Origin of the sequence: Cellulosimicrobium sp. NPDC057862 (genome assembly GCF_042797035.1) — a bacterium.
Taxonomy (GTDB): Bacteria; Actinomycetota; Actinomycetes; order Actinomycetales; family Cellulomonadaceae; genus Cellulosimicrobium.
The window spans coordinates 19,606-45,577 of sequence record NZ_JBHVMH010000003.1; the positions used below are offsets into that span (position 1 = coordinate 19,606).

At 74.4% G+C, this 25,972-nt stretch carries 23 protein-coding genes; 13 read left to right on the forward strand and 10 right to left on the reverse strand.

Annotated features, from left to right (window positions below):
• Positions 1 to 134 precede the first annotated feature (134 nt).
• The 3 genes from ACFVN3_RS05620 to ACFVN3_RS05630 all read right to left on the reverse strand — a co-directional run bounded on the left by ACFVN3_RS05620 (position 135) and on the right by ACFVN3_RS05630 (position 3,300).
• Positions 135 to 1,271 (reverse strand): cytochrome P450, encoded by a 1,137-nt coding sequence (locus tag ACFVN3_RS05620; RefSeq protein ID WP_378231464.1) that lies wholly within the window; start codon positions 1,269 to 1,271, stop codon positions 135 to 137.
• A 158-nt stretch (positions 1,272 to 1,429) separates the two neighbouring features.
• Positions 1,430 to 2,281: an ABC transporter permease gene (locus ACFVN3_RS05625; protein ID WP_378231466.1), complete on the reverse strand. Its 852-nt coding sequence runs from the start codon at positions 2,279 to 2,281 to the stop codon at positions 1,430 to 1,432.
• Positions 2,278 to 3,300 (reverse strand): ABC transporter ATP-binding protein, encoded by a 1,023-nt coding sequence (locus ACFVN3_RS05630; protein ID WP_378231468.1) that lies wholly within the window; start codon positions 3,298 to 3,300, stop codon positions 2,278 to 2,280. The genes ACFVN3_RS05625 and ACFVN3_RS05630 overlap by 4 nt, the downstream gene beginning before the upstream one ends.
• Before the next feature lie 132 nt (positions 3,301 to 3,432).
• On the opposite strand from ACFVN3_RS05630, the gene ACFVN3_RS05635 reads away from it, so the two are divergent.
• Together ACFVN3_RS05635 and pgm are read left to right on the forward strand one after the other, a co-directional pair.
• Positions 3,433 to 4,362, forward strand: coding sequence for a TetR/AcrR family transcriptional regulator (locus ACFVN3_RS05635; RefSeq protein WP_378231470.1), 930 nt, complete (start codon positions 3,433 to 3,435; stop codon positions 4,360 to 4,362).
• A 60-nt stretch (positions 4,363 to 4,422) separates the two neighbouring features.
• Positions 4,423 to 6,117, forward strand: coding sequence for a phosphoglucomutase (alpha-D-glucose-1,6-bisphosphate-dependent) (pgm, locus tag ACFVN3_RS05640; protein ID WP_378231472.1), 1,695 nt, complete (start codon positions 4,423 to 4,425; stop codon positions 6,115 to 6,117).
• A 96-nt stretch (positions 6,118 to 6,213) separates the two neighbouring features.
• On the opposite strand, the gene ACFVN3_RS05645 is transcribed toward pgm, so the two are convergent.
• Both ACFVN3_RS05645 and ACFVN3_RS05650 read right to left on the reverse strand, forming a co-directional pair.
• The gene (locus ACFVN3_RS05645; RefSeq protein ID WP_378231475.1) at positions 6,214 to 7,077 is read right to left on the reverse strand and encodes a 2Fe-2S iron-sulfur cluster-binding protein; all 864 of its coding nucleotides are present in this window, start codon (positions 7,075 to 7,077) and stop codon (positions 6,214 to 6,216) included.
• The gene (locus ACFVN3_RS05650; RefSeq protein ID WP_378231478.1) at positions 7,074 to 8,960 is read right to left on the reverse strand and encodes an FAD-binding protein; all 1,887 of its coding nucleotides are present in this window, start codon (positions 8,958 to 8,960) and stop codon (positions 7,074 to 7,076) included. The genes ACFVN3_RS05645 and ACFVN3_RS05650 overlap by 4 nt, the downstream gene beginning before the upstream one ends.
• A gap of 239 nt (positions 8,961 to 9,199) precedes the next feature.
• Between ACFVN3_RS05650 and ACFVN3_RS05655 the strand changes: the two genes are divergently transcribed.
• Entirely contained in the window at positions 9,200 to 9,928 is a 729-nt protein-coding gene (locus ACFVN3_RS05655) for a hypothetical protein (protein WP_378231480.1), read from the forward strand.
• A gap of 118 nt (positions 9,929 to 10,046) precedes the next feature.
• Here ACFVN3_RS05655 and ACFVN3_RS05660 read toward each other — a convergent pair whose 3' ends face one another.
• Entirely contained in the window at positions 10,047 to 10,352 is a 306-nt protein-coding gene (locus ACFVN3_RS05660; RefSeq protein ID WP_378231482.1) for a GNAT family N-acetyltransferase, read from the reverse strand.
• 278 nt (positions 10,353 to 10,630) lie between these two features.
• On the opposite strand from ACFVN3_RS05660, the gene ACFVN3_RS05665 reads away from it, so the two are divergent.
• Positions 10,631 to 11,824 (forward strand): MFS transporter, encoded by a 1,194-nt coding sequence (locus ACFVN3_RS05665; protein ID WP_378232048.1) that lies wholly within the window; start codon positions 10,631 to 10,633, stop codon positions 11,822 to 11,824.
• A 74-nt stretch (positions 11,825 to 11,898) separates the two neighbouring features.
• Here ACFVN3_RS05665 and ACFVN3_RS05670 read toward each other — a convergent pair whose 3' ends face one another.
• On the reverse strand, positions 11,899 to 12,474 hold the full coding sequence (locus tag ACFVN3_RS05670; RefSeq protein WP_378231485.1) for a helix-turn-helix domain-containing protein: 576 nt from the start codon (positions 12,472 to 12,474) through the stop codon (positions 11,899 to 11,901).
• A gap of 47 nt (positions 12,475 to 12,521) precedes the next feature.
• Here ACFVN3_RS05670 and ACFVN3_RS05675 point away from each other — a divergent pair, with 47 nt between their 5' ends.
• The 6 genes from ACFVN3_RS05675 (at position 12,522) to ACFVN3_RS05700 (ending at position 19,883) form a co-directional block, all read left to right on the forward strand.
• Positions 12,522 to 13,397, forward strand: coding sequence for a class I SAM-dependent methyltransferase (locus ACFVN3_RS05675; RefSeq protein WP_378231489.1), 876 nt, complete (start codon positions 12,522 to 12,524; stop codon positions 13,395 to 13,397).
• Between the two features lie 84 nt (positions 13,398 to 13,481).
• Positions 13,482 to 14,456, forward strand: a complete 975-nt coding sequence (locus ACFVN3_RS05680; protein ID WP_378231492.1) for an NAD(P)/FAD-dependent oxidoreductase — start codon at positions 13,482 to 13,484, stop codon at positions 14,454 to 14,456.
• Between the two features lie 204 nt (positions 14,457 to 14,660).
• A complete protein-coding gene (locus tag ACFVN3_RS05685) occupies positions 14,661 to 16,457 on the forward strand; it encodes a pyruvate dehydrogenase (RefSeq protein WP_378231494.1) in 1,797 nt (598 codons plus the stop codon).
• Between the two features lie 73 nt (positions 16,458 to 16,530).
• Positions 16,531 to 17,592 (forward strand): phosphotransferase family protein, encoded by a 1,062-nt coding sequence (locus ACFVN3_RS05690; protein WP_378231497.1) that lies wholly within the window; start codon positions 16,531 to 16,533, stop codon positions 17,590 to 17,592.
• Positions 17,593 to 17,773: 181 nt separating this feature from the next.
• Positions 17,774 to 18,244 (forward strand): NfeD family protein, encoded by a 471-nt coding sequence (locus ACFVN3_RS05695; RefSeq protein WP_378231499.1) that lies wholly within the window; start codon positions 17,774 to 17,776, stop codon positions 18,242 to 18,244.
• A 169-nt stretch (positions 18,245 to 18,413) separates the two neighbouring features.
• Positions 18,414 to 19,883, forward strand: coding sequence for a flotillin family protein (locus ACFVN3_RS05700; protein ID WP_378231501.1), 1,470 nt, complete (start codon positions 18,414 to 18,416; stop codon positions 19,881 to 19,883).
• A gap of 97 nt (positions 19,884 to 19,980) precedes the next feature.
• Here the strand turns inward: ACFVN3_RS05700 and ACFVN3_RS05705 are convergent, their stop codons facing one another.
• Positions 19,981 to 20,868 (reverse strand): GAP family protein, encoded by an 888-nt coding sequence (locus ACFVN3_RS05705; protein ID WP_378231504.1) that lies wholly within the window; start codon positions 20,866 to 20,868, stop codon positions 19,981 to 19,983.
• Between the two features lie 159 nt (positions 20,869 to 21,027).
• On the opposite strand from ACFVN3_RS05705, the gene ACFVN3_RS05710 reads away from it, so the two are divergent.
• The gene (locus ACFVN3_RS05710) at positions 21,028 to 22,404 is read left to right on the forward strand and encodes a sensor histidine kinase (RefSeq protein WP_378232050.1); all 1,377 of its coding nucleotides are present in this window, start codon (positions 21,028 to 21,030) and stop codon (positions 22,402 to 22,404) included.
• Complete coding sequence (locus ACFVN3_RS05715) at positions 22,401 to 23,165, forward strand: response regulator (protein WP_378231507.1); 765 nt, start codon at positions 22,401 to 22,403, stop codon at positions 23,163 to 23,165. Before ACFVN3_RS05710 ends, ACFVN3_RS05715 begins: the two co-directional genes overlap by 4 nt.
• Positions 23,166 to 23,280: 115 nt before the next feature.
• On the opposite strand, the gene ACFVN3_RS05720 is transcribed toward ACFVN3_RS05715, so the two are convergent.
• Positions 23,281 to 23,874, reverse strand: coding sequence for a TetR/AcrR family transcriptional regulator (locus tag ACFVN3_RS05720; protein WP_378231509.1), 594 nt, complete (start codon positions 23,872 to 23,874; stop codon positions 23,281 to 23,283).
• A 95-nt stretch (positions 23,875 to 23,969) separates the two neighbouring features.
• On the opposite strand from ACFVN3_RS05720, the gene ACFVN3_RS05725 reads away from it, so the two are divergent.
• A complete protein-coding gene (locus ACFVN3_RS05725) occupies positions 23,970 to 25,037 on the forward strand; it encodes an ABC transporter permease (protein ID WP_378231511.1) in 1,068 nt (355 codons plus the stop codon).
• Between the two features lie 26 nt (positions 25,038 to 25,063).
• On the opposite strand, the gene ACFVN3_RS05730 is transcribed toward ACFVN3_RS05725, so the two are convergent.
• Positions 25,064 to 25,960, reverse strand: a complete 897-nt coding sequence (locus tag ACFVN3_RS05730) for a carbohydrate kinase family protein (protein ID WP_378231514.1) — start codon at positions 25,958 to 25,960, stop codon at positions 25,064 to 25,066.
• Between the last annotated feature and the right edge of the window lie 12 nt (positions 25,961 to 25,972).

The following is a 25,972-nucleotide window of genomic DNA, read 5'->3' on the forward strand; positions in this document are numbered from 1 at the left end:
GCGGGGGCCCGGCTGGCTGACGCCCCCCACCTTCCGCCGGTTCTGCTTTTCTCTCCCCCCCCCCCCCCGGTCGGGGCCCCCCCCCCACTTCTCACGTCTCGACCGAGCTCGGGCGCCGTCGCGGCCGTCTCGGGTCAGCGGGCGGTGCCGACGACGCGCACCGGGACGGTGCGGAACCCCGCGACGGGCGCGGTCTCGCGCTCGGCCGGGCGGGCGCCGTCGCGCACGACGGTCCCCGCGCGCAGGAGGTGGCGGACGAGGACGCGCAGCTCGAGAGTCGCGAGCGGGCGGCCCGGGCACACGTGCGGTCCCGTGCCGTAGACGAGGTTGCGGCCGGCGTGGCCCACCGGGTCGTAGGCGCCGGGGTCGTCGAACGCCTCCGGGTCGCGGTTGGCCTCGCGCCAGTCGAGCACCACCTGCTCGCCCGCGGCGACGGGGCACCCGGCGACGACGGTGTCGCGCGTCGCGACGCGCCGGTTCGAGACGAACGGGTCGTCGAGGCGAAGGATCTCGTCGACCGCCGCGTCGAGAGCGAGGTCCGGAGCGTCGCGCAGGTGGTGCTGGTGCTCGGGGTGCTCGGCGAGCCAGTGCACGACGACGCCCGCACACAGGGCGAGCGACGACAGGTCTCCCCCGGTCCAGTTGCGCAGGATCGAGACGAGCTCCTCGTCCGTCCAGGCCGGGCGGTCGTCGTCGCGCTGGGCGAGCAGGCGTGCGGTGACGTCGGGGCTCTCGGTCTCGGTCGCGGGGTCGTGCTCCGGGCCGGCCGACGCCGAGCCGCCCGTCGCGCCCGCGCGGCGGGCGTCGAGCAGGCCGCGGACGATGCGGTCGAAGCGCGCGGCGACACGGCCCGTCCACGCGCGGTCGCCGGAGCGCGTGGCGGCACGGTTCTCCGCGACCCAGTCGAGCAGCTCGGGCTCGCGGTCGGCGGGCCACCCGAGCCACGCCGACTGGGCGCGCACGGCGTACCGTGCGCCGAGCTCGACGGCGTCGAACGGGCCGCCCGCGACGTCGTCGACCAGGCCGGCGGCGAGGTCGTCGAGCACCGGGACGAGCCACGCGAGCTCGTCCGGGGCGAAGAACGGGTCGAGCAGGCGGCGCGCCCGCGCGTGCGCTCCGCCGTCGAGGCCGTTGGGCACCTGGAGGTGAGCCGACGCCGCGCTGGAGAACAGCTCGGGGTCCTGCGCCGCAGCGACCACGTCGGCGTGCCGCCGCACGACGACCCTTCCCGCGCGGTCCCTCGTCCCCTGCACCGTCCGGGTGTCGCTCACGTGTGGCCTCCTGTCGCGTGGTCCACCCGGACCGAGCCGGGCCTCTGCGAGCGTACGACCGCCCCGGGACCGCTCCCGGAAGAACGCCGTCGTGACGGGCACGACGTCCGCCCGACCCGGGACGAACGTCCCACCCGTGCTGTGGGCATGGTGTCCGGTCAGACGGTCTTGCGCGTGCGGCGGATGCCGACCCACAGGCCGACGACGCACGTCACCGCCGCGGCGACGAAGCCCCACAGCACGTCGGTGTCCGCGAACGACCCGGCGAGCAGCGCGCGCTCGGCGTCCACGATGTAGGTCAGCGGGTTGAACAGCGCCGCCGTGCGCATCCACGCCGGGCCGGCCTCGAGCGGCAGCATCATCCCGGAGAGGATGAGCAGCGGGAACAGCAGCGACTGCTGCACGCCCCAGAACAGCCACTCGCGGTTCTTCGCGGCGAGCGCGAGCGCGATCGACAGCGCGCCCACCCCGATGCCGAACAGCCCGAGCAGCAGCAGGCCGACGAGCAGGTGCAGCGGGTAGAGGGTGAACCCGAACGGGACGCAGACGAGCGCGATGAGCAGGCCCTGCACGACGAGCGGCGCGAACTCCTTGAGCGAGCGGCCGACGAGGATCGCGGAGCGGTCGAGCGGGGTCGCGAGGACGCGCTCGTAGGAGCCGGTCATCATCTCGTAGAGCAGGTTCGAGCCGCTCATGGACGTGCCGAACAGCGAGATCATGACGATCACACCGGGGACGAACCACTGGAGGGTCTCCGCCGTCGACCCGCCACCCCCGCCCCCGAACCCGCCGACCGCGCCCGTGAGCAGCGGCCCGAACAGCCCGAGGAAGATGAGGGGCTGCAGCAGCGAGAAGATCAGCGTGAACGGGTCGCGCAGGACGAGCAGGATCTCGCGCGTGAAGACGGCCCAGGTGTCGGCGAAGAACTTCGCGACCCCCGTCCGCAGGAGAGCGTCCGTGCCGGGCGTCGTGCGGATCGCCGAGGACGACAGGTCGGTGCGCGTGCTCATGCGGCCTCCTCTCGCAGGCTGCGCCCGGTGAGGTTGAGGAACACGTCGTCGAGGCTCGCCTGCTTGAGCTCGGCGGAGCGCACCGCCAGGCCGCCGACGCGCAGCGACTCGATCGCCTCCGGCAGCCGGTCGGACCCGTGGGTCGTCGAGATCCGGACGGACACGACGCCGTCGGCGCCGCTCGAGGTCTCGACCGAGCCCACGTCCTCGGCGAGGGACGCGCGGACGCGGCCGACGACGTCGGGCACCGCGCCCGACCCCTCGCCCGAGGCTCCGCCGGCGAGGTTGCTCCCGCCCGCCGCGGGGACCACCGCGAGCGTGATGACGTCGTCCGCGTGGCTGTGCTTGAGCGCGTCCGGCGTGGCGTCGGCGATGATCTCGCCGTGGTCGATGACGACGACGCGCTCGGCCATGCTGTCGGCCTCGTCCAGGTAGTGCGTGGTGAGCACGATCGTCATGCCGTACCGCTCGCGCATCGCGGCGATGTGCTCCCACAGGTTGGCGCGCGCGTGCGGGTCGAGGCCCGTCGTCGGCTCGTCGAGGAACAGCAGCGGCGGGTGGTTCATGAGCCCGAGCGCGACGTCGAGGCGCCGCCGCTGCCCGCCGGACAACGACTGCACCGTGCGCTTCTCGAGCCCGCCGAGGTCGAGCGCCTCGAGGAGGTCGGCCGCGCGCCGGGTGTACTCGCTGGGCGGCAGACCGTAGAAGCGGCCCTGGTTGTGCAGCTCGTCGAGCACCCGGTAGGAGTACCCGCCGCCGTTGCCCTGGCCGATGAAGCCGATGCGGGAGCGGACGTGGGCCGGGTGCTTCGAGACGTCGTAGCCCGCGACCTCCGCGGTCCCGGCGGTCGGTTCGAGGAGGCTCGTCAGCATCCTCAGGGTCGTGGACTTGCCGGCCCCGTTCGGGCCGAGGAAGGCGACGAGCTCGCCCTCGCGGACGTCGATGTCGATGCCCTTGACGGCCTCGACGGTCTCTTTCTTGCGGTGGAAGGTCTTGGTCAGGCCACGGGCTCGGATCACCGGAGCCACCCTTTCGTACGCCGTACCGAAATTGACGATCCACGTTAGCATACGGTGTACGGGAAGAGGCAAGCCTTGGTCCCGCCTGGCTTGTCCGGGCGGGACGCGACCGAAGTCGGGGAGGATACGCACGTGACGACCGACCGCACCGACGAGCGCGACGGCAACCACGCGCCGTCGGGCACCCCGCAGACCCCGCCCGCGACCCCGGAGCCGGAGGAGCCCGGGCGCCCGCGCGGCGTGGTCGCAGCCGCGGACGCCGGGGTGGCCTCCGCCGTGCAGGCCGCCGAGCACGCGCGGGCCCAGTTCACCGAGGTCGTCCGCACGCCGGAGATCACGCGTCGCCTCGCGCTCCTGTGGGACCCGCCCGCCCCCGCGACGCGCGGGCGCAAGCCGCGCCTCACGCTCGACGACGTCGTGCAGGCCGGGATCGCCGTCGCGCAGGAGGGTGGCCTCGACGCGCTCTCCATGCGTCGCGTCGCGACCGAGCTCGGCGTCGGCGCGATGTCGCTGTACACCTACGTCCCCGGCCGGACCGAGCTCGTCGACCTCATGGTCGACCGCGCGTACGCCGAGCTCGACCTCCCCGTCGCGGGGGCGCCGTGGCGGCCCGCGCTCGCGCAGTACGCGCACGAGCTGTGGAACCTCTACCTGCGCCACCCGTGGATCCTGCAGACCAACATGTGGCGGGCCCCGCTCGCGCCCCACGTGCTCGACGCCCAGGAGGCGGGGCTGCGCACGATCGTCGACACCGGGCTCTCGGAGCTCCAGGTCGTCGACACCCTCGGGCTCGTCGACAACTACGTCCAGGGCCTCGCGCGCGCGACGGTCGCCGAGCGGACCGAGCGCGACGCGACCGGGGTGGGCAACGACGAGTACTGGACGACGCTCGGCAGCTTCTGGGAGGACTGGTTCGACGTCGAGCGCTACCCCGTCATGACGCGCGTCTACGTCGCGGGCGGCTTCGACGCCCCGCAGGGCCCCTTCGACGCGAGCCTCGACCGCCTCCTCGACGCCGTCGAGATGGCGATCGACCGCGCGAGCGCCAGACCTGCCGGGTAGAGCCCGACCGGACGGCGGTCCCGGCTGACGCGCGGACGTCACCCCTGGCAGGATCGACCCATGGATCCCCGCGCCGGCACGCCCGCCCAGCCCAGCGACCTCATCGACGTCGACGCCGTGGTCGGCGCCTACTACGACCTCGCCCCCGACGTGGACGACCCGGCGCAGAAGGTCGTGTTCGGCACGTCCGGCCACCGCGGCTCGAGCCTCGACCACGCGTTCAACGAGGCGCACATCGTCGCCATCACCGCGGCGATCGTCGAGTACCGGCGCTCGCAGGGCACCGACGGCCCGCTGTTCATCGGGCGCGACACGCACGCCCTGTCGCTCCCGGCGTGGCAGACCGCGCTCGAGGTCCTCGTCGCCGCGGGCGTCCAGACGTACGTCGACGCGCGCGACTCGTTCACCCCGACCCCCGCCGTCTCGCAGTCGATCCTCCTGCACAACGAGGCGACGACGGTCGACGGCGTCCGCACCACCGGCCCGGGCCTCGCGGACGGCATCGTCGTCACGCCGTCGCACAACCCCCCGCGCGACGGCGGCTTCAAGTACAACCCGCCGCACGGCGGCCCCGCCGGGTCCGAGGCGACGGGCTGGATCGCGGACCGCGCGAACGAGATCCTGCGCGACGGCGTCGCGAGCGTGCGCCGCGTGCCGCTCACCCAGGCGCTCACGTCGGAGCACGTGCACAAGCACGACTTCCTCACCACGTACGTCGACGACCTCGCGAACGTGCTCGACCTCGACGCCATCCGCGACTCCGGCGTGCGCATCGGCGCCGACCCGTTGGGCGGTGCGTCGGTCGAGTACTGGGGCGAGATCGGCGAGCGCTACGGGCTCGACCTCACGGTCGTCAACCCGCAGGTCGACCCGCGCTGGGCGTTCATGACGCTCGACTGGGACGGCAAGATCCGCATGGACTGCTCGTCGCCGTACGCCATGGCGTCGCTCGTCGCCGGGATGACGGGCGACTCCGGCGACGCCGAGGGCGGCGCGCCGTTCGACGTCGCGACCGGGAACGACGCCGACTCCGACCGCCACGGGATCGTCACGCCCGACGCCGGGCTCATGAACCCCAACCACTACCTCGCCGTCGCGATCCAGTACCTCTACGGCGGCGCGCGCGAGGGCTGGCGCGACGACGCCGCGATCGGCAAGACGCTCGTGTCGTCCGCGCTCATCGACCGGGTCGCGGGCGGGCTCGGGCGTCGGCTCGTCGAGGTCCCTGTCGGGTTCAAGTGGTTCGTGCCCGGCTTGCTCGACGGCTCCGTCGGGTTCGGCGGCGAGGAGTCCGCGGGTGCGTCGTTCCTGCGCAAGGACGGCCGCGTCTGGTCCACGGACAAGGACGGCCTGCTGCTCGCGCTCCTCGCCTCCGAGATCATCGCGACGACGGGCCGCACCCCCTCCGAGCACCACCGCGACCTCGTGGAGCGCTACGGCGAGTCCTGGTACGCGCGCGTCGACGCGCCCGCCACGCTCGAGGAGAAGGCGACGCTCGGCAAGCTCTCGCCCGAGCAGGTCACCGCGACCGAGCTCGCGGGCGAGCCGATCACCGCGAAGCTCACGAACGCTCCTGGCAACGACGCCCCGATCGGCGGTCTCAAGGTCACGACCGAGAACGCGTGGTTCGCGGCGCGGCCCTCGGGGACGGAGAACGTCTACAAGATCTACGCCGAGTCGTTCGTCTCGGCCGAGCACCTGACCCAGGTCCAGGCCGAGGCGAAGGACGTCGTCTCCGCGGCCCTCGGGAGCTGACGACCCCGCCGAGGGAGAGGCGTGGTCACGACCACGCCTCTCCCTCGGGGGACCAGGGCTCTACCTCGGGGACCGGGGCTCTACCTCGCGAGAGGGTCACGTGGTCCGACGGCGTTCGCGCGCGTCCCACGTGTCCGTCGCGACGCGCTGGGCGTCGCGGAGCGCGCGGGCCGGGTCCACGCCCTTGGGGCAGACCTGCGTGCACGCCCCGACCTGGATGCACGGCCACGCGCCGAACTCGGTGTCGAGGACGTCGGCGCGGTCGAGCTCTCCCGCGTCGCGCGAGTCCTCGTCCCAGCGACGCGCCGTCGCGACGACGGCCGGGCCGAGGAAGTCCGGCGCGACGTCGAGCTGCGGGCACGCCGCGTAGCAGAGCATGCAGTCGATGCACTCGGCGAAGCCCCTGAACGCGGCGAGCTCGCCCGGCGTCTGTCGGTGGCCCGACGCCGGTCCGTGCGCCCGCAGCGCGTCGTCGCCGTCCGCCGTCAGCGGGTCCGCGGCCTCGTCGACGGCGCCCGCACCGGCCACGGGCGCGGGCGCGTCGACGAGCGGGAGGCGCGTCGCGCCGTCGGGCACGAGCCACGGCTGCACCGCGGCGAGCTTGCCCAGGAACGTGTCGGTGTCCACGACGAGGTCGCGCAGCACCTCGGCGTGCGCGAGCGGCTCGACGACGAGGCCCGACGTCCGGTAGCCGCGCACGAACGTCTCGCACCCGAGCACCGGGCGCCCGTTGACCATGACGCCGCAGCTGCCGCAGACCGCCATCTTGCACGACCACCGGAACGTCAGCGTGGGGTCCGCGTGGTCCTTGACCCACTGCAGCGCGTCGAGCACGGACGTGCGGTCGTCGTAGGGCACGTCGAACACGTCGCGCCGCCCGGTGTCCGCGCCGTCGGGCGACGTCCGCGCGACCTCCAGCCGCACCGTCTGCCCAGCCTCGCTCGGCGTCGCGTCGTTCATGCGCCCTCCCCGCTCCCCGCCGAGAACGACGTTCCTGTCGTTGTCGAGCCCCTTCCGAGAGCAACCTCGTGCTCGGCGGTTCCGACACCCACCGGGACGTGCTCGACCGTCAGCGTGCCGCCCGCACCCAGCCAGACCTCCGAGTGTCGCGCCGCCGGCTCCCGCTCCGGGAAGTCCAGCCGCTGGTGCGCGCCGCGGGACTCCTCGCGCGCGAGCGCGGCCGCGACGGTCGCGTGGGCGACGAGCAGCGTCGCGCCGAGCTCGACGGTCGTGGCCCAGTCGGTGTTGAGCACGGCGCTCGTGTCGGCGACGCGCACGTCGGCGTACCGCGCGCGCAGGTCCTCGACCGTGGCGAGCGCCCGCCGCAGCCCGTCGGCGTCGCGGTAGATCCCGGCGTCGGCGTCGAGCACGCGGCCGAGCTCGGCCCGGATCGCGGCGGGCGGCTCGGTCCCCCGGCCGCGCATCGCGAGGTAGCCGTCGGCGATCTCGGCGGCACGGTCGACCACCGCTCCCTCCGCCGACGCCGGACCGACGCCGGCGCCCGCGCCCGCCGCGCCGCCGTCGGCCCCGGGGTGCCCGGCAGCGCGCGACCACGCGAGCGCGGCCTCGCCCGCCGCGCGCCCGACGACGAGCGTCTCGACGAGCGAGTTCGACCCGAGCCGGTTGGCGCCGTGCAGGCCGGTAGAGGCGCACTCCCCCGCGGCGAACAGCCCGGCGACGCCGGTCGCGCCACGCGCGTCGGTGCGGATGCCGCCCATGGTGTAGTGCGCCGTGGGGCGGACGGGAACGGGCTCGGTCGCAGGGTCGACGCCCGCGAACTGCTTGGCGATCCCGGTCACGAGCGGCAACCGCTCGGCGAGGCGCTCCTTGCCGAGGTGCCGCAGGTCGAGCAGCACGACGCCGCCGTCGGGCGTGGGGATCGTGCGCCCGTCGCGGTCGGCGTGCCAGAACGCCTGCGACAGCCGGTCGCGCGGCCCGAGCTCCATGGTGCGCGGCACGGGCGACCCGACGGGCGTCTCCGGGCCGAGCCCGTAGTCGGCGAGGTAGCGGCGCCCCTCGGCGTCGAGCAGCACGCCGCCCTCGCCGCGCGCGGCCTCGGTGAGCAAGATGCCGCTCCCGGGGAGGCCGGTCGGGTGGAACTGCAGGAACTCCATGTCGCGCAGCGGCACGCCCGCGCGCAGGGCCATCGCGGTGCCGTCGCCCGTGCAGATGCCGGCGTTCGTGCTCGTCCCCCACGCGCGGGCCGACCCGCCCGTCGCGAGGACCACCGCGGGCGCCTCGATCAGCAGCGGCTCGCCGCGGTGCTGGTCGTGCACGACGACGCCGCGCACCCGCGCGTCCTGCCCGCCCGCGTCGTCGACCACCAGGTCGAGCACGTGGTGCTCGTCGTACCGGCGGACGGGGCCGTCCGCGCCCGAGTACCGCAGCGACGTCTGGAAGAGCGTGTGCAGCAGGTGGAAGCCGGTCTTGTCGGCCGCGAACCACGTGCGCGCGCGGCTCATGCCGCCGAACCGTCGCACGGCCACGTCGCCGTCGTCGGTGCGCGACCACGGCAGGCCCCAGCGCTCCAGGCGGTAGAGCTCGCCCGCCGCACGCTCGACGACGAACCGGACGGCGTCCTCCTCGCACAGCCCCGCACCCCCGGCGAGGGTGTCGGCGACGTGCTGCTCCAACGAGTCGTCGTCGCCCACGACGCCCGCGGCCCCGCCCTCCGCGGCGACCGTGTGCGAGCGCATCGGGTACACCTTCGACACGAGCGCGACGACGGGGACGCGGCGCTCGTCCTGCGCCGCGGACTCCGCGACAGCGAGCGCCGCGCTGAGACCCGCGCCACCTCCGCCCACGACGATCACGTCGGCGCGCTCGACGCGCAGGGCGGTCACGCGCCCTCCCGCGGAGCGGTAGTGCCGGGACGAACGCGCAGGTCCGCGCGCACGGGAGGGGTCGGGGAGAGGCGGTGCCGAGGCATAGGGGAAGGGTCCTCGCGCTCGGGCGGCGGCGCAACAGGCGAAGGTCCCGGACGTCCGCGCGCCGTCTCATGGGCACCGCTCCCCATCGATGCGGCACCTTGTCTGTGGGTAAGGTCCGTGCGGCACCCCTCCCCGAAACACCGGAGCTCCTCATGCGTCCCGTCCGTTCCGCCGCCCGCCTGACCGTCGCCGCCGCGCTCGCGCTCGGCCTCACCGCGTGCACCATCAACGTCGGCGGCGGCACGCCCGAGACGCCGACGCCGGAGGAGACGTCCGCCGAGGAGACCGCGCCGGTCGACGACGCGGAGGAGGTCGACGACGCCGCGGCCGAGGAGACCGGCGCGAGCGGCGAGCTGCCCGACTGGGCGAACCCCGTCACGAACCCGGGCGAGCAGATCTCGACGTTCAACGTCGGCGAGGTGCGCATCGACGTCTACCAGGTGGGCGTCACGCAGGCGACGAAGGACGGCCTGTTCGTCGACCCGGAGAACAACCAGCCGATCATCGCCGAGGGCGACGACATCGTCTTCGTCAACTACGTCATCACCAACGAGGGCGCGCCGATCGACCTCGGCTCGAGCCTCGTGAGCATCGACGAGCGCTACGACGACTGGCCCTACATGCAGGGCATGGACACGATCGTCGACGACGACCTGTACGGGGCGCAGGGCGTGAACGACGACGGGATGGCGCCGGGCGCGTACCGCGAGCCGACGGTCTACACGTTCGGCACCGGCCAGTCGTACTCGTACGCGACGAACTTCCGCTACCAGTCGGGCTCGCCCATCACGTTCGACGGCACGATCGTCCCGGTCGACGCCGAGGGCGAGCTGCTGCACGACGAGCGCATGGAGGGCGAGGGCACGGGCACCATCTCTTGACCCTCGCTCACCCCTGTTGACCGTCGCGGCGGCTGCCGCGCACGAGAGCCCTGGTCCTTGCGGGACCAGGGCTCTTCGTCGTCCTCACCGCGGGAGTCGTCTCACCGGTGGGCGTCGTTCACCGCTGCGTGAGGTCCTCGTAGTCCGGGTGGCGCTGGATGTACGCGCGGATGAACGGGCACAGCGCGACGACCCGCTCCCCGGACGCCCGGACCTGGTCGAGCGCGCCCGCGGCGAGCGCGGAGCCGACGCCCTGGCCCTCGAACGCCGGGTCGACCTCGGTGTGCGTGAAGATCACCTTCCCGGGCTCGCGGACGTAGGCGGCGAAGCCGGCGACGACGCCGTCCTCGGTGCGGGCCTCGAAGCGGTCGCCCTCGTCGGTGACTGCGACGGTCAGGGTGCGGGGTGCGGGGCTGTCGGTCATGGCGCCCATCGTCGCCGCCGCACGGCCGTCGGACAACCGGCGCGCACGGGCCGGGCCGCGTGGCGAGACGGTCGTCACGTCCGTCCCCGATCCGCGAATTCGCTACCGGGCGGGCGGCATCCGGGTGCGACACTGGGACGGTGGTCCAGGATTCCCCGTCGCGCGCTGACGACCCCGAGAACCCCGAGCACCGGCGGGACGACCTGACGACCGACGAGACGACGTCGGGCACCCCCGCGGAACCGGAGGCGACGACGTCCCGGAACCCCTACCGCGCCGTGCTCACCCTGCCGGGGGCGTGGCGGTTCTCCGCCGGGGCGCTCGTGGCGCGCCTGCCGATGTCGATGGTCGGCATCGGCACGATCCTCATGATCCAGGGCATCTACGGCGAGTACGCGCTCGCCGGGCGCGTCGCGGCCGCGCTCGTCGTGGCGCAGGCGATCGTGTCGCCCCAGATCGCGCGGCTGGTCGACCGCACCGGTCAGCGCGTCGTCATGCTGCCGATGCTCGCCGCGACGACGTTCGGGCTCGGCGGCCTCATCCTCTGCGCGGTGCTGCGCGCCCCCGAGTGGACGCTCTACGTGTTCGCCGCGATCTCCGGCGCGACGCAGGGGTCGTACGGGTCGATGGTCCGCGCGCGCTGGACCCACACGGTGCCCGACGCCCGGCGCCTGCACACCGCCTACTCGCTCGAGTCCGCGCTCGACGAGCTCGTGTTCGTCGTCGGGCCGGTGCTCGCGACGGTGCTCGCCACGAGCGTCTCCCCCTCGGCCGGGCTGATCGTGCCGCTCGTCGCGGCGGTCGTCGGCGGGCTCTGGTTCCTGTCGCAGCGCGCGACCGAGCCGCCCGTCGTCGTGCCCGAGGGCGGCGTGAAGCAGCGCTCCGCCATGCGGTCGACGGGGATGATCGTGCTCGCCGTGATCTTCGTGGCGATGGGCATCGTGTTCGGCGCGACCGACGTCTCGACCATCGCGTTCGCCGAGGAGCAGGGGCAGAAGGGCGCGGCCGGGCTGATCCTCGCCGTCTTCGCGATGGGCTCGCTCATCTCCGGCCTCGTCTACGGCGCGCGGCACTGGGTCTCGCCGCTGTGGCGCCGGTTCGTCCTCGGGATCGTCGCGCTCGCCGCCGGCGTCTCGCTGTTCTTCTTCGTCACGTCGATCCCCGTCCTCGCCGCGGTGATGTTCGTGACCGGGTTCGCCATCGCGCCGACGCTCATCAACGGCAACAACCTCGTCCAGAACCTCGTCGCGCCGAACCAGCTCACCGAGGGGCTCGCGTGGGTCGGGACGTCGCTCGGGGTCGGGGTGTCGATCGGGTCGTCGGTCGCCGGGTCGCGCATCGACGCGGGCGGTGCGCACGCCGGGTTCGAGGTCGTCGTCGCGGCGGCGGCGCTCGCCGTCGTGCTCGTGCTCGTCGCGCTCCGGTCGCTGCGCCGGAGCGCTGACCGCGAGGACGTCGCGCCGGCGCACTGACGCCGCCCAACCCTGGGTCTTTCCCCACGCGCGGCCGCGGCTGAGGAGCGACCCCGGGTTCGGCACGCTGGCCGTCAGGCCGGGTCGGTGCCCGAGAGGTGGGCGCGCTCACCCTCCTGGTCGAAGATCGTGAGGATCTCGACCGGGCCGTCGTGCGCGCCGAACGAGTGCGGCACCATCGTCGAGAACTCCGCCGCCTGCCCCTCGTGCACGAGGATCCGGCGGTCCGCGAGGTAGACGACGGCCGTCCCGGACAGGACCGTGAACCACTCGTGCCCCGGGTGGACGCGCTGGTGCTCCGGGCCGACGGCGCGCTCGGGCGTCAGGCGCATCTTCGCCACCATCGTCCCGGGCCGGTCGCGCGAGAGCAGCCACGTGGTCTCCCCCGGCCGGCGCTGCGACTCGGGCCGGATGACGACGTCCTCGTCGTCGACCGGCTCGACGAGCTGGTCGAGCGTCGTGCCCAGCGCGCGGGCGATCGGGACGAGCTGGTCGAGCGCGATGCGGCGGTGCCCCGTCTCGAGGCGGCTGAGCGTCGACGGGCTGAGGAAGCACCGTGCCGCGAGCGCGTCGAGAGTCCAGCCGCGCGCGAGGCGCAGGCCACGGATGCGCTGCCGGACGACGGCATCGAGGTCCAGTTCTTGCGTCATGAGCAAGATCATATGTCTCAGGCGCAGAACCGGCCTACGGTGGACGCATGACCTCCCCCGAGCACGACCACCCGTACGGCCACGGCCACGGCCACGGCCTTGATCATGCGCACGGCCACGCGCACGGCCACGACGCGGACGGGCTGGCCGAGCTGCTCGAGCTCGACGCCTCGGTGTTCGGGACGCTGCTCGACCAGGCCGTCGCGGTCGCCGTCGCGCACGCGCCGCGCGCGACCCGCACCGTCGTCGACCTCGGCGCGGGCACCGGCACGGGGACCCGGGCGCTCGCTCGCGCGTTCCCGGACGCGGAGGTCGTCGCGGTCGACGCGGACGCGGGGATGCTGGAACGGCTGCGCGCAGGCCTCGCCGGGACCGGCCTCGAGAACCGCGTGCGCACCGTCGAGGCCGATCTCGACGCCGGCTGGCCGGACGTCGGCGCGGCGGACGTCGTGTGGGCGTCGGCATCCCTGCACCACGTCGCCGACCCGGCGCGCGTCCTGCGCGACGCCCACGACGCGCTCGCGCCCGGCGGCCTGCTCGTCGTCGTCGAGATGACCGCCACCGCGCCCGTCCTGCCCGACGACGTCGCGCGCCCCGAGCTCGCCGCCCACCTCGAGCGCGCGCTGGGCCAGGCGGGCTGGAACCGCTACCCCGACTGGGCGCTGTACGTGACCGACGCGGGGCTGGACCTCGTCGAGCGGCGCGAGCCGACCGCCGTCGTGCAGCCCGGACCGGACGTGACGCGCTGGGCGCACGCGACCACGAGCCGCCAGCGCGAGCACCTCGCCGACCACCTCGACCCCGACGACCTCGCCGCGCTCGACGCGGTGCTCGCCGCGACGAACCCTGCCGACCCGGCACCCGCACACACCGTCGGAGCCCGCGGCGGCCGCATCGTCTGGGCCGCCCGCCGCCCGCGCTGAGTGCGTGAGACAGTCGCCGTCCGGGCCGATCCCCGCGACTGTCTCACGCACTCAGCGAAGCCCCCGCCACTGCTGAGGAGAGCCATGACCACCACTTCCGAGAACACCGTCCACGACGTCGCGATCGTCGGCGGCGGGCCCGCCGGGCTGAGCGCCGCGGTGACGCTCGCGCGGTCGCTGCGCTCCGTCGTCGTGCTCGACGCCGGCGAGCCGCGCAACGCGCCCGCGGAGGGCGCGCACAACCTGCTGGGGCGCGAGGGCGTCCCGCCGCGCGAGCTGCTCGCCGCGGGTCGTGCCGAGGCCGAGGGCTACGGCGCCGAGGTCCGCGACGCGCGCGTGGCCCGCGCTGCCGGCGACGCCGAGACGGGCTTCACGCTCACGCTCGACGACGGTGGGACCGTCCGCGCGCGCCGCGTGCTGCTCGCGACGGGCCTCGTCGACGAGCTCCCCGACGTCCCCGGCGTGCGCGAGGGCTGGGGCTCGACCGTGCTGCACTGCCCCTTCTGCCACGGCTGGGAGGTGCGCGGGCAGCGGGTCGCGGTGCTCGCGACGGGCCCCGCCGCAGCGCACCAGGTGCTCCTGTTCCGCCAGCTCACGCCGCACGTCACGCTCTTCCAGCACACCGCCCCGGACCTCGACGACGCGACGTGGGAGCAGCTCTCCGCGCTCGGCGTGCGCGTGGTCGAGGGCGAGGTCGCGCGCCTCGACGTCGAGGGTCGGGTCGTGCGGTCGGTCGTCCTCGCGGACGGGACGTCGTTCGCGGTGGACGCGGTCGTCGTCGGGCCGCGGTTCGTCGCACGCGGCGAGCTCTTCGAGCAGCTCGGCGGCGCGCTCGAGGACCACCCGGCGGGCCGGTTCGTGCCCGCCGACCCGCGGGGCGCGACGGCCGTCCCCGGCGTGTGGGCGGCCGGGAACTCGAGCGACCTCATGGCCCAGGTCGGCGCGTCGGCGGCGGCGGGAGTCATGGCGGGCGCGGGGATCCACGGCGAGCTCGCGCAGGCCGACGCGACGGCCGCCGTGGCGCGCCGCCGCACCCCGTCCGTAGCGACCCGGGCCTGACGCCGAAGCCGGGGTTGTCCCCCAGGATCGTGCCGAACCCGGGAACAACCCCGGGTTCGGCACCCAGGGTGGCGACGACCCCGGGTGCGGCACCGGGCGGGGGCGCCGGCGAACCGTGACGCACGAGACGCCGGCTCGCGCTGCGGCCCGCGCGGGCCCGGCGCACGATGGAGGACGACCCCAGCCCACCCGTGGAGGTACGTCATGCCGTTCGGAATCGGCCGCTCCCCCGTCGACAAGCGCAACCGGACCGTCGCGGACCTGCTCGTCGCGCAGCTCATCGAGGCGGGGGTGCGGCGGATCTACGGCATCGTCGGCGACAGCCTCAACCCCGTGGTCGACGCCGTGCACCGGTCCAACACGGGCGAGAACGCTGGCAAGGGCATCGAGTGGATCCACGTGCGCCACGAGGAGGCGGCGGCGTTCGCGGCGGCCGCGGAGGCCGAGGTCACGGGGAGCCTCGCGGTGTGCGCGGGGTCGTGCGGGCCGGGCAACCTGCACCTCATCAACGGCCTGTACGACGCCAACCGGTCGCGCGTGCCGGTGCTCGCCATCGCGAGCCACATCCCGAGCAAGCAGATCGGCACCGGGTTCTTCCAGGAGACGCACCCCGACCGCCTGTTCACCGAGTGCTCCGTCTACTCGGAGATGATCTCGAGCGCCGACCAGGCGCCGCGCGTCATCAACTCCGCGATCCACCACGCGTACGGCGCCCGCGGCGTCTCCGTCCTCACGCTCCCGGGCGACGTCGCGGACCTCGACGCCCCGGCCGCCGTGCCCGACGTCGCGTGCCGGCCCGCTCCCCCGCGCGTCGTCCCCGACGCGGGCGCCGTCCAGCAGCTCGTGGACGCGATCGACGCCGCGAAGAAGGTGACGATCTTCGCCGGTGCGGGCGTGCGCGGCGCGCACGACGACGTGATCGCGCTCGCCGACAAGATCGCCGCGCCCGTCGGTCACTCGCTGCGCGGCAAGGAGTTCATCCAGTACGACAACCCGTTCGACGTCGGCATGTCCGGCCTGCTCGGCTACGGCGCCGCGTTCGACGCGATGCACGACTGCGACCTGCTGATCCTGCTCGGCACGGACTTCCCGTACGACCAGTTCCTCCCGGAGTCGGTGCGCACGGCCCAGGTCGACGTCGACCCGACGCACCTCGGCCGTCGCACGCGCCTCGACCTCGCGGTCGTGGGCGACGTCGGCGAGACGGTCCGCGCGCTGCTGCCGCTCGTGAAGAAGGCGCGGTCCCGGAAGTTCGTCGACTCCATGGTGTCCAAGCACGAGAAGGCGATGACGGGCGTCGTCGGGGCGTACACGAAGAAGGTCGAGCGCACGACGCCCATCCACCCCGAGTTCGTCGCCGACACGCTCGACCAGGTCGCCTCCGACGACGCGGTGTTCACCGTCGACACGGGCATGTGCAACGTGTGGGCCGCGCGGTACATCACGCCGAACGGCAGGCGCCGCGTCATCGGGTCGTTCATCCACGGGTCGATGGCCAACGCGCTGCCGCACGCGATCGGCGTCGCGGCGGCGCAGCCCGGCCGCCAGGTCGTCGCCATGTCCGGCGACGGCGGGCTCTCGATGCTGCTCGGCGAGCTGGTCACGCTCAAGCACTACGACCTGCCGGTCAAGGTCGTCCTCTTCGACAACGCGAGCCTCGGCATGGTCCGCCTCGAGATGCTCGTCGACGGGCTGCCGATGTTCGGCACCGAGTCGCCGCAGGTCGACTACGCCGCCGTCGCGAACGCGATCGGCATCCCCGCCGTGCGCGTCGAGAAGCCGAAGGACCTGCGCCGCGCCCTCCAGGACGCGCTCAACCGGCCCGGTCCCGCGCTCGTCGACGTCGTCACGGACCCCCGCGCGCTCTCGATCCCGCCGAACATCACCGCGGGCCAGGTCCGTGGGTTCGCGGTCGCGATGAGCAAGGAGATCCTCGGCGGCGGGATGGGCGAGGTCGTGTCGATGGCGCGCGCGAACCTGCGCAACGTGCCGCGCCCGTAGCCGGGCGAGTTCGGGGAGGGGCGAGGGCCGAACGCCCCTCCCCGGGCCGACGGCACGCCGCTAGGCTCGCGCGGTGCTCACCAAGACGTCGGTCACCCACGACCAGCTCGCCGCGATCGTGGCCCCGCTCGGCGAGGCCGTGCGGACCGAGGCCCTGAGCGGCGGGATGTTCGCGAGCGTGTTCGCGGTGGACCTCGCCCCACGCCCGGACGAGGAGGTGCCCGACGGCTCCCCCGCGCGCGTCGTCGTCAAGGTCACCGGGGCGGACACGTCGCGCCTGCTGCGCTACGAGCACGGGATCCTCACGTCGGAGGACGCCGCCTACCGGGCGGCGCACACGGCCGGGCTGCCCGTCCCGCGCGTCCTGCACGCCGACCTCACGCGCGAGCACGTGGACGGCGACGCGCTCGTCGTCACGTTCCTCGACGGGACCCTGTGGAGCGGGCGCGAGCTCGACGACGCGGCCACCGCGGAGGTACGCCGCGGGCTCGGGTCGTTCATGGCCCGCCTGCACCAGATCGCGGGCGACCGGTTCGGTTACCCGGCTCAGGCGTCGGGCCTCGCCGCCGACTCGTGGCCCGACGCGTTCGGGCGCATGGTCGGGGCCGTGCTCGACGACGCGCGCCGCTGGGGCGTGGAGCTCCCCGAGACCCGCGTGCGCGACGCCGTCGCGCGCCACCGCGACCTGCTCGCCCGCGTGACCGTCCCCCGGCTCGTGCACGCGGACCTCTGGCCCGGGAACGTGCTGCTCGGCGGCGACGACCAGGCGACCGGCGCCGCGGACGCAGGCCTCGCGATCGTCGGGGTGCTCGACGCCGAGCGGTCGCTCTGGGGCGACCCGCTGTTCGAGCTCGCGGGCGCGGACCAGCTCGGAGCCGGGCCCGTCGACCCCGACCTCCTCGCGGGCTACGCCGCCGCCGGCGGGGAGACGGGGCTGGAGCTCGGCCTGGGAGACGGCACGCCGGGGTCGGGCGCACCCGAGGCCTGGACGCGGCTGAGCCTGTACCGGGCGTACCTCGCGTGCGTCCTCGCCGTCGAGGTCGTGCCGCGCGCCTACGAGGGCGACTGGGTCGAGGGATACGCCGCCACCGCGCGCGCGAACCTCCTGCGGATGCTGGACGAGCTCGGCTCCTGACGGGGGCCGTCACACCTGGGGAGTGCTCCCCATGTGACGAAGGCCCGGATTGCCCCACGGCATGGTCGGGTCACGGTAAGGTGTGCGGACGTTCACGACAACTCCACACGCCACGTCGGGAACGACAAGTCCACACGACACACCGCACGCACGGCCGCCCGCCGCAGCAAGGGGACCTCGCATGATCGCGTTCATCGTCATCGGCATCGCCGGACTCGCCCTCCTGCTCCTGTCGCTGCTCGTCGGCGAGATCGTCGACCTGGGTGACGGCGCCGTGTCGGGCACGACGCTCGGCGTGGGTGGTGTGGTCTTCGGCGCCGTCGGCGTGATCGTGACGACCAACGACCTGCCGACGTGGCTCGCGTACGTCGGATCCCTCGTCGTGGCGCTGGTCGTCATGGTGCTCGTGCAGGCGCTCGTCAAGCACCTGCGCGTCTCCGAGGACGGCGTCCCCGCCTCGCTCGTCGGCGTGCAGGGCACCGCGACGACCGCGATCGACCCCGCGCGCGGCGAGGTCTCGCTCGACGCGGTGCACGAGCTCGAGCGCCGCCTCGCCTGGTCGGACGAGCCCATCCCGGAGGGCGCGCGCGTCGTCGTGCTCGAGCAGTCCGGGAGCCGCGTGCGCGTCCAGCGCCACTACCCCAACGACTGAGGTCCTGGAAAGGACCGAACGCGGCGCCCCGCGCGTCGACCCGTGGGTGCCGCGCACCCGCACGCACCACCGGCGGACCGGCCGGGCACCCACCCGGACCGTCCACCGAGCACTGCCGTACGCCTGACCTGCCCGCACCCACGGAAGGAGACGCGCCCCGGCGCGGACCATGTTCGACGACACGAACCTCATCACGACCCTGGCGATCGTCGCCCTGGTCATCGCGTTCTTCGCGGTGGTCATCTTCATCAGCAAGCGCATCCGCCGCGTCCCGCCGAACGAGGCCCTGGTCATCGTCGGCCGCGGCGCGGGCCGCAAGGAGGCCGCGGGCAGCGGGCAGAAGGTCGTCGTCGGCGGCCGCACGTTCGTGTGGCCGATCCTCCAGCAGGGCTTCTCCATCTCGCTCGAGCAGCGCCAGATCGGCATCACGGTCGAGGGCGTGGACAAGAACCGCATCAAGATCGCCATCAAGGCGTCGATCAACTTCAAGGTCCGTGGTGACGAGGAGGGCGTGCGTCGCGCGGCCCAGCGCTTCCTCTCCCAGCAGGGCACGCTGACGGAGATCATCAAGGAGTCCCTCGAGGGCTCCCTGCGCTCCATCGTCGGCGACATGACGATCGAGCAGATCATCTCCGACCGCAAGGGCCTGTCCGACCGCGTCGTCGAGTCCACCAAGGCCGACCTCTCGGAGCAGGGCCTCCAGGTCGACCTGCTCAACATCTCCGACATCTCGACGCCGGGCTCGGACTACCTCGCGAACCTCGGCCGCGCCGAGTCCGCCCGTGCCCGCCAGGTCGCCGAGGTCTCCGAGGCCGAGGCGCAGCGCGCCTCGGAGTTCGCCGTCATCGACGCGGCGGAGCAGATCGCCGAGCGCCAGAAGGCGCTCGACCTCAAGCGTGCCGTGATCAAGGCCGACACCGACCGCGCGAACGCCGAGGCCGAGGCCGCGGGCCAGCTCGCGCGCGCCGAGCAGGACCGCCTCGTCGCGCAGCAGGAGCGCGAGGCGCTCGCCGAGCAGGCTCGCGTGACGCAGGAGCGCCTCGACATCGAGATCCGCAAGCCCGCCGAGGCCAAGGCGTACGCCGAGGTCCAGGAGGCGAACGCGCGTCGTGACGCCGCGAACGCCGCGACCGAGGCCGACGCGTACAAGCGCACCGTCATCGCCGAGGCGAACAAGACGGCCGCGATCCAGGACGCCGAGGCGTCCGCGCAGGCCGTGCGCCGCGCCGGTGAGGCCGAGCGTGACCGCCAGGTCGCCCTCGCCGCCGGTATCAAGGCCGAGGGTGAGGCCCGCGCCGCGGCGATCGAGGCCGAGGGTCGCGCCGAGGCCGTGGCGACCGACGCCAAGGCCGACGCGCTCCAGAAGTACGGCGAGGCGGCCCTGGTGCAGGAGCTCATCGAGCGTCTGCCGGAGATCGTGCGCGCCGCGGCCGAGCCGATCGGCAACATCCAGGGCATGACCGTCGTCTCGACCGACGGCGCGTCCGCGATCACGAAGAACGTCGCGTCGGTGCTGGGCGAGGGCCAGGAGGTCGTCAAGCAGCTGACGGGCGTCGACATCAACCAGCTCATCGCGAGCCTCGCGGGCGGCACGCTCACGGGCTCGGGCGACAAGTCGTCGAACGGCTCGCACGTCTGACCCTCCCGCCGAGCATGTGCCTGTGGCCCGTCCGGACGTCCGGACGGGCCACAGGCGCATGGTGGTCCGGCACGGACCGCATGCCTCCGGGGGCGGGTCAGCCCGTCCAGCCGAGGCGCCCGATCGCGTTCAGCGCGAGCAGCACGCCCAGGATCCCGAGGACCCAGCCGGTCATGTCGGTCGCGTTCCTCGTCAGCCACGCGTCGAGCCGGCGCAGCAGCGGGTCGACCGCGCGCGCGGCGACCAGGCGCCCGAGCAGCAGCAGGAGCGCGGGCGCGATCATCACGACGCAGTAGGCGGCGAGGATGGCGCCGGTCGCGGGCCAGCCGACGTCCGACGTCGTGAGCAGCCCGATCGCGGCGAGGTACGGCAGCATCGTCCCGACCTCGAGCGCGACGGCACCGAGCGCGAGCCCCATGAGCGGCAGCACGGAGGGGCGGGTGCGGACGGCACCGGCCGCGTCCGCCTCGATCCCCAGCGCGCGCTCGCGCCAGCGCGACAGCCGCCCCGGGCGCGGGGCCGACGTCGTCCCTCGCTCCCCGCCGGACGCGTCGCCCGTGCCCTGGCCCGGGGCGGACGGCCGCGCGCCCACCGTCGCCGGCGCCGCGGCGGCCGCGCGCGCGTCCCGCCGGGCCGCGCGCTTGCTGTCGAACCGGAAGCTCAGCGCGAACAGGCCGATCCCGAGCAGCAGCTGCACGATCGCCGCGGCGCGGGTGTCGAGGGCGTCGCCGAACCGGTCGAGGAAGGCCCCCGCGCCCAGCAGGACGACGATCCCGACGGCCAGGTAGAACGCGGCGACCGTGCCGAGGTAGACGAGCACGCGCCCGGCACGCAGGCGGCCCGGGGCGAGGAGCAGCCACACGGGGATCAGCAGCGTGCCGAAGCTCGTGGAGTCGATGAGGGCCAGCACGACGAGCACGCCCGCCATCGCGGCGAGCCCCAGGCCGGGCCCGCCGACTGCGTCGAGGTCGAGAGGGATGTCCATGCCGTCGAGCGTCGCCCCCGTGACGCCGTCCCGTCGTCGGGCGAACGACCGACCCGGCGCGCTCGGCGAGCTGCCCGGGGGGCGGTGACCGCCGCCGTCGTACACCGTTCGACCGATCCGGGGAACGGTTCGCTGTGCTGGGATGGGTGCGTGAGCACGATGGACGACGGCGGGGACGGGGCGCGCCCCGTCGCGCCCGCGCGCTCCGGCACCTGGCAGGCGGCGGTCCGGTCGCTCCCCCAGGTCTGGCGCATCGAGGACCGCCGGAACGACGCCTTCTCCGCCGTCGTCACGTTCGTCCTCGGGTGGCTCCTCCTCGAGGTGGGCCTCGTGGGGATCGTCCAGGCCCCGTTCGTCGCCGAGCCCGCGGAGCCGTGGTGGCGCGTCGCCCTGCTCGGGGTCGGCTGCCTCCTCATCCTCGTCAAGCGCGCCCACCCGATCCTGGCGCTCCTCGGGGGCGTCGCCGTCACCGCCGTCGACATCCGGTGGGGCGGCAGCCTCGCGATCACGCTCGTGCTGTGGGACCTGCTCTACGCCGCCGCGCTGTGGTCGGGGCCGCGGGCGCGCGCCTGGCTCTGGGGAGCGGCCGTCACCGTCGCCGTCCTGGGCTCCGTCGCGGCGGGCGAGGCCGCGCGCGACGTCCGCCAGTTCGTCTACATGGGTCTCCAGCTCGGGGCCGTGCTCCTCGTGCCGATGTGGTGGGCGACCAACGTGCGGACCAAGAGCGAGCTCGCCGAGCTCGCGGGCGAGCGCGCCGACCTCGCGGCGCGCGAGGCCGAGGCCGCGGCGCGCACGGCCGACCTGGAGCGGCAGCGCGCGAGCGACCTCGAGCGCATCGCCGAGCTCGACCGGCACGAGGCCGTCCGGGCCGAGCGCGCCGCGATGGCGCGCGACCTGCACGACGTCATCGCGTCGCACCTGTCCACCATCGCGATCCACTCCGGCGCCGCGCTCGCGCTCCCGCCCGACGCGACGAAGGACCGTGCGGCGCTCCAGCAGGTGCGCGGGAGCGCCGTCGCGTCCCTGGACGAGATGCGGTCGATGATCCTGCTGCTCCGCTCGGAGGGTCGCCGCGACGACGGCGCGGACACGGCCCGGGACACCGTCGCCGCGCCGGGCCGGCTCGCCGGCCTCGACGCGCTGCTCGACGCTGCCCGGGCGACCACGACGGTCACGCTCGACGACCCCGACGGCGTCGCGACGTCGTCCCTGCCGGCCGCGGCGGACCAGGCGCTCTTCCGGATCGCTCAGGAGGCCGTGACCAACGCGCTCAAGCACGCGCCGGGGTCGCCCGTCACCGTTCGGCTCGCGCGGCGCCGGTCGGCACTCGAGCTCGCGGTGCACGACGACGGCGCGCCGGGCACCGCTCCACCCGTCGAGAGTCCTCTCAGCGCGGGAACGGGGCTGCTGACGATGCGCGAACGGGCCGACGGCCTCGGAGGGACGTTCGCGGCGGGTCCGACGGCGGCGGGCGGGTGGGTCGTGCGGGCGTCCGTCCCCGTCGCCGACCTGCCGATCGAGAGGGGGCACGCGTGACACGACGACCGGTCCGGTTGCTGCTGGCCGACGACCACGCTGCGATCCGCGCGGGCCTGCGCCTCCTGCTCGATGCCGCCGACGACGTCGAGGTCGTCGGCGAGGCGTCCGACGGGACGGCAGCGATCACCAACGCCCGCGCGCTACGGCCCGACGTCGTGCTCATGGACCTGCGCATGCCCGGCGTCGACGGCATCGAGGCCACGCGCGTCATCACGGGCGAAAGGCTTGCCGACGTCCTCGTGCTCACGACGTTCGACCTCGACGAGTACGTCGACGGCGCGCTCCGCGCAGGCGCCGCGGGCTTCCTCCTCAAGTCCGCGGAGCCCGCCGCGCTGCTCGACGCCGTCCGCCGCGTCGCCGACGGCGACGGCGTGCTCGCGCCCGAGGTCACCCGCCGTCTCCTCGCCGCGTTCGCGCGCGGCCCGGCTCCCGACGGCGCTCCTCGCCCCGACCCGCCCACCCGCCCCGGCGGGACGGCCGCGGCCGCGGGACCGGGGTCGGGCATGACCGGTGCCGCCCCGGCACCCGGCGCCGGGGTGGGCGTCCCGAGCCCGGACCCGCGGCTCGCCGACCTCACGCCGCGCGAGGTGGACGTGCTCGCGGCGCTCGGCCGCGGCCTGTCCAACCAGGGCATCGCGACCGAGCTCTTCATCACCGAGGCGACGGCCAAGACCCACGTCTCGCGCGTCCTCGCCAAGGTCGGCGTCGCGACCCGCATGCAGGCGGCCATCGTCGCCCGCGACACCGGCCTCGCCTGACCCGCCCGAGAACCCGGTACCGCACGGGAGGACCCCGTTCTACCTCGCGCAATCACGGCTACCTCGGCCGACCACGGCTCTCTCGGGCGACAGCGGTCCTGCCTCGGCGAGAAGGTCAGCGCGGGAGGTGGCGGGTCGTGCGGTCGAGGTAGGCGTCGGCGTCGAAGTCGTCCATGAGCGCGCTCTGGATGATGAAGCCCTGGCACGCCGCGACGAACAGCGGCGCCTGCTCGGCACCGAGCTCCGCTGCTCGCGCGGGGTCGAGTCCGTGGGTCTGCTCGTGCCAGGCGGCGACGTAGTCGGCGAAGACTCCCCGGAGGCGGGCGAGGACGGCCGAGGCGAACTCGAGGATGCGGGGGTCGGTCACGGCCTCGCCCCAGACCTGGAGCAGGATCGCGGTGCTGCCGATCTCTCGCACCACCCCGTGCATGAGGACCTCGACCAGGGCCGACGGCGGCGGGAGCGGGTCGCGCTCGGCGAGCCGTTCGACGTCGGCGATGCGCCCGCCGACGATCCGGCCCGCGACGTCGTGCACGATCGCCATCTTGGAGTCGTAGTAGCCGTAGATCGCGCCGGCGGACAGCCCGGACTCGGCGATGATCTCCGCCATCGAGGTGGCGGCGAAGCCCTTGCGGCGGAACACGCGCAGGGCCGCGGCGGCGATGTCGTCGCGCCGCTGCGCTCGGTACTCGTCACTCACGCGGGGCATCCGCCCACCCTAAACCGAACGATCGTTCTTGACAGGAGGGGGCGTGCAGGTCGACTCTATAGAGAACGAACATTCGTTTTATGAGAGGTCTCCCCATGAGCTCCGCCGCTGCCCCGCACACGCACTGGCCGCGCGTCGTGACGACCGCCGTCGGGCTCGTCGCCCTGGTCGCGGTCGTCGTCCTCGCGTTCCTCTGGCCCTCCGTCACCGCCGAGCCGAAGGACCTCCCGGTCGCGGCCGCGGGCGACCCCGCCGTGGTCGCCCAGGTGCAGGCAGGGCTGGACCAGAACGCCGAGGGCGCGATCGAGCTCGTCGCCGTCGCCGACCGTGACGCGGCCGTCGACCTCGTCGAGTCCCGCGACGCGTACGGCGCGCTCGTCCTCGGCCAGCAGCCCGAGGTCCTCACCGCCTCCGCGGCGAGCCCCGCCGTCGCACAGCTCCTCGCCGGCCTCCAGCCCGCGCTCCAGGCGCAGGTCGACGCCGCCGCGACCGCGCAGGGCGTGCCCGCCGAGGCCGTGCCGACGGTCGCGGTCACCGACGTCGTGCCGCTGTCCCCCGACGACCCGAACGGCAGCATCCTCGCCGCGTCCTCGTTCCCGTTCCTGATCGGTGGGATGGCCGGCGGCATCGCGATCTCGCTCGCGGTCGTCGGGGTGTGGCGGCGCGTCGCGGCGCTCGGCGTGTACTCGGTGGTCGGCGGTCTGACGATCGCCGGGATCCTGCACGCCCTCGGCGGGCTGCACGGCGCCTACCTCGTCGACTCGCTCGCCGTGGGCATCGCCCTGCTCGCCATCGGCGGGACGATCGTGGGCGCCGTCGCCGTTCTCGGGAGGCCCGGGATCGCGGTCGGCCCCGTGCTCTTCCTGCTCGTCGCGAACCCGATCTCCGCCGCGGCCGTCCCGGTCGAGTTCCTGCTCAGCCCCTGGGGCGCCGTCGGACAGTGGTTCCCGCCGGGCGCCGCCGCGACGCTGCTGCGCGAGCTCTCCTACTTCCCCGGCGCCGACACGACCTTCCCCTGGCTCGTGCTCACCGGGTGGGCCGTGCTCGGGCTGCTGCTCTCGCTCGTCGGCCACTTCCGCGACCGTGGCGCGGCGACCGCCGCGGCCTTGCGCGAGGCGGACGACGTCGCGCCCGCGGCCGAGCCCGTCGGCGCCGCGCGCTGACCGAGCACGCGACCGCCGGCCCAGGATCAGGCCGGGACGAGGTCCGGGCTCTGCACGACGAGCGCGGCGTGCCGGGCGCCCGCCGTCATCGCCTCCTCGACGCCCGCGCCGCGCAGGTGGGCGTCGAGGAAGCCCGCGAAGAACCCGTCGCCCGCACCGTTCGTGTCGACGACGTGCGGCACGCGATGCGCGGACACCTCGACGAAGCCGCCCTCGGGCGTGAGCGCGACGGCGCCGCGCGACCCGTGCGTGCACACCACCAGCCGCGCGCCCGCGTCGACCCGCGCGGACATGAAGCCGCGCGAGTCCTCGAGCCGGTCGCCGCTGAGGAACACGTGCGTCCCCGCGTCGACCCACGGCCGGTGGAACGCCGACTCGCCGTCGTAGTCGTGGAGGTCGACCCAGACGTCGAGGCCCCGCGACACCGCGAGGTCGAGCACGGGGAGCGCCGGGACCGCGAGGTCGACCACGACGGCGCGCGCCGCGTCGAGCGCGGCGACCGCGACGTCCCACGACGCGCGCTGGGCCGGGACCTCGCCCGGGGCGCGCAGGTAGACCGACACGCGCCCGCCGTCGTCGTCCATGAGATTGAGGTGGCTCTCGGTACGCCCGTCGGGCGAGGGCTCCGCGAGCACGCGGACGCCCGCGCCCTCGAGCACGGACCGGACGCGCGCGCCGTCGTCGTCCGCCCCGAGCACGGTGCGCAGCAGCACCGACCGGCCGAGCCGCGCGAGGTTGAGCGCCTTGCCCGCCGACGTCCCCCCGACCGTGTGGCGGTGCGACCGGGCGAACACGGTGTGCGGGGTGGGCGCGGGCAGCTCGTCGAGCTGGACGAGGAGGTTCCACGACGCCGGCCCGGCGACGAGGACCTCGGCCTCGGCAGGGTCGGGCAGGGCGGAGGACGGGTGCGTCGCGTCGGTCACGCCGCGCACCCT

Coding starts and splice junctions, on each gene's coding strand:
- ACFVN3_RS05625 (WP_378231466.1), bottom strand. CDS start 2,281: ATGAGCACGCGCACCGACCTGTCGTCCTCGGCGATCCGCACGACGCCC.
- pgm (WP_378231472.1), top strand. CDS start 4,423: ATGGATCCCCGCGCCGGCACGCCCGCCCAGCCCAGCGACCTCATCGAC.
- ACFVN3_RS05645 (WP_378231475.1), bottom strand. CDS start 7,077: ATGAACGACGCGACGCCGAGCGAGGCTGGGCAGACGGTGCGGCTGGAG.
- ACFVN3_RS05655 (WP_378231480.1), top strand. CDS start 9,200: ATGCGTCCCGTCCGTTCCGCCGCCCGCCTGACCGTCGCCGCCGCGCTC.
- ACFVN3_RS05660 (WP_378231482.1), bottom strand. CDS start 10,352: ATGACCGACAGCCCCGCACCCCGCACCCTGACCGTCGCAGTCACCGAC.
- ACFVN3_RS05670 (WP_378231485.1), bottom strand. CDS start 12,474: ATGACGCAAGAACTGGACCTCGATGCCGTCGTCCGGCAGCGCATCCGT.
- ACFVN3_RS05675 (WP_378231489.1), top strand. CDS start 12,522: ATGACCTCCCCCGAGCACGACCACCCGTACGGCCACGGCCACGGCCAC.
- ACFVN3_RS05680 (WP_378231492.1), top strand. CDS start 13,482: ATGACCACCACTTCCGAGAACACCGTCCACGACGTCGCGATCGTCGGC.
- ACFVN3_RS05685 (WP_378231494.1), top strand. CDS start 14,661: ATGCCGTTCGGAATCGGCCGCTCCCCCGTCGACAAGCGCAACCGGACC.
- ACFVN3_RS05695 (WP_378231499.1), top strand. CDS start 17,774: ATGATCGCGTTCATCGTCATCGGCATCGCCGGACTCGCCCTCCTGCTC.
- ACFVN3_RS05700 (WP_378231501.1), top strand. CDS start 18,414: ATGTTCGACGACACGAACCTCATCACGACCCTGGCGATCGTCGCCCTG.
- ACFVN3_RS05705 (WP_378231504.1), bottom strand. CDS start 20,868: ATGGACATCCCTCTCGACCTCGACGCAGTCGGCGGGCCCGGCCTGGGG.
- ACFVN3_RS05710 (WP_378232050.1), top strand. CDS start 21,028: ATGGACGACGGCGGGGACGGGGCGCGCCCCGTCGCGCCCGCGCGCTCC.
- ACFVN3_RS05720 (WP_378231509.1), bottom strand. CDS start 23,874: ATGCCCCGCGTGAGTGACGAGTACCGAGCGCAGCGGCGCGACGACATC.
- ACFVN3_RS05725 (WP_378231511.1), top strand. CDS start 23,970: ATGAGCTCCGCCGCTGCCCCGCACACGCACTGGCCGCGCGTCGTGACG.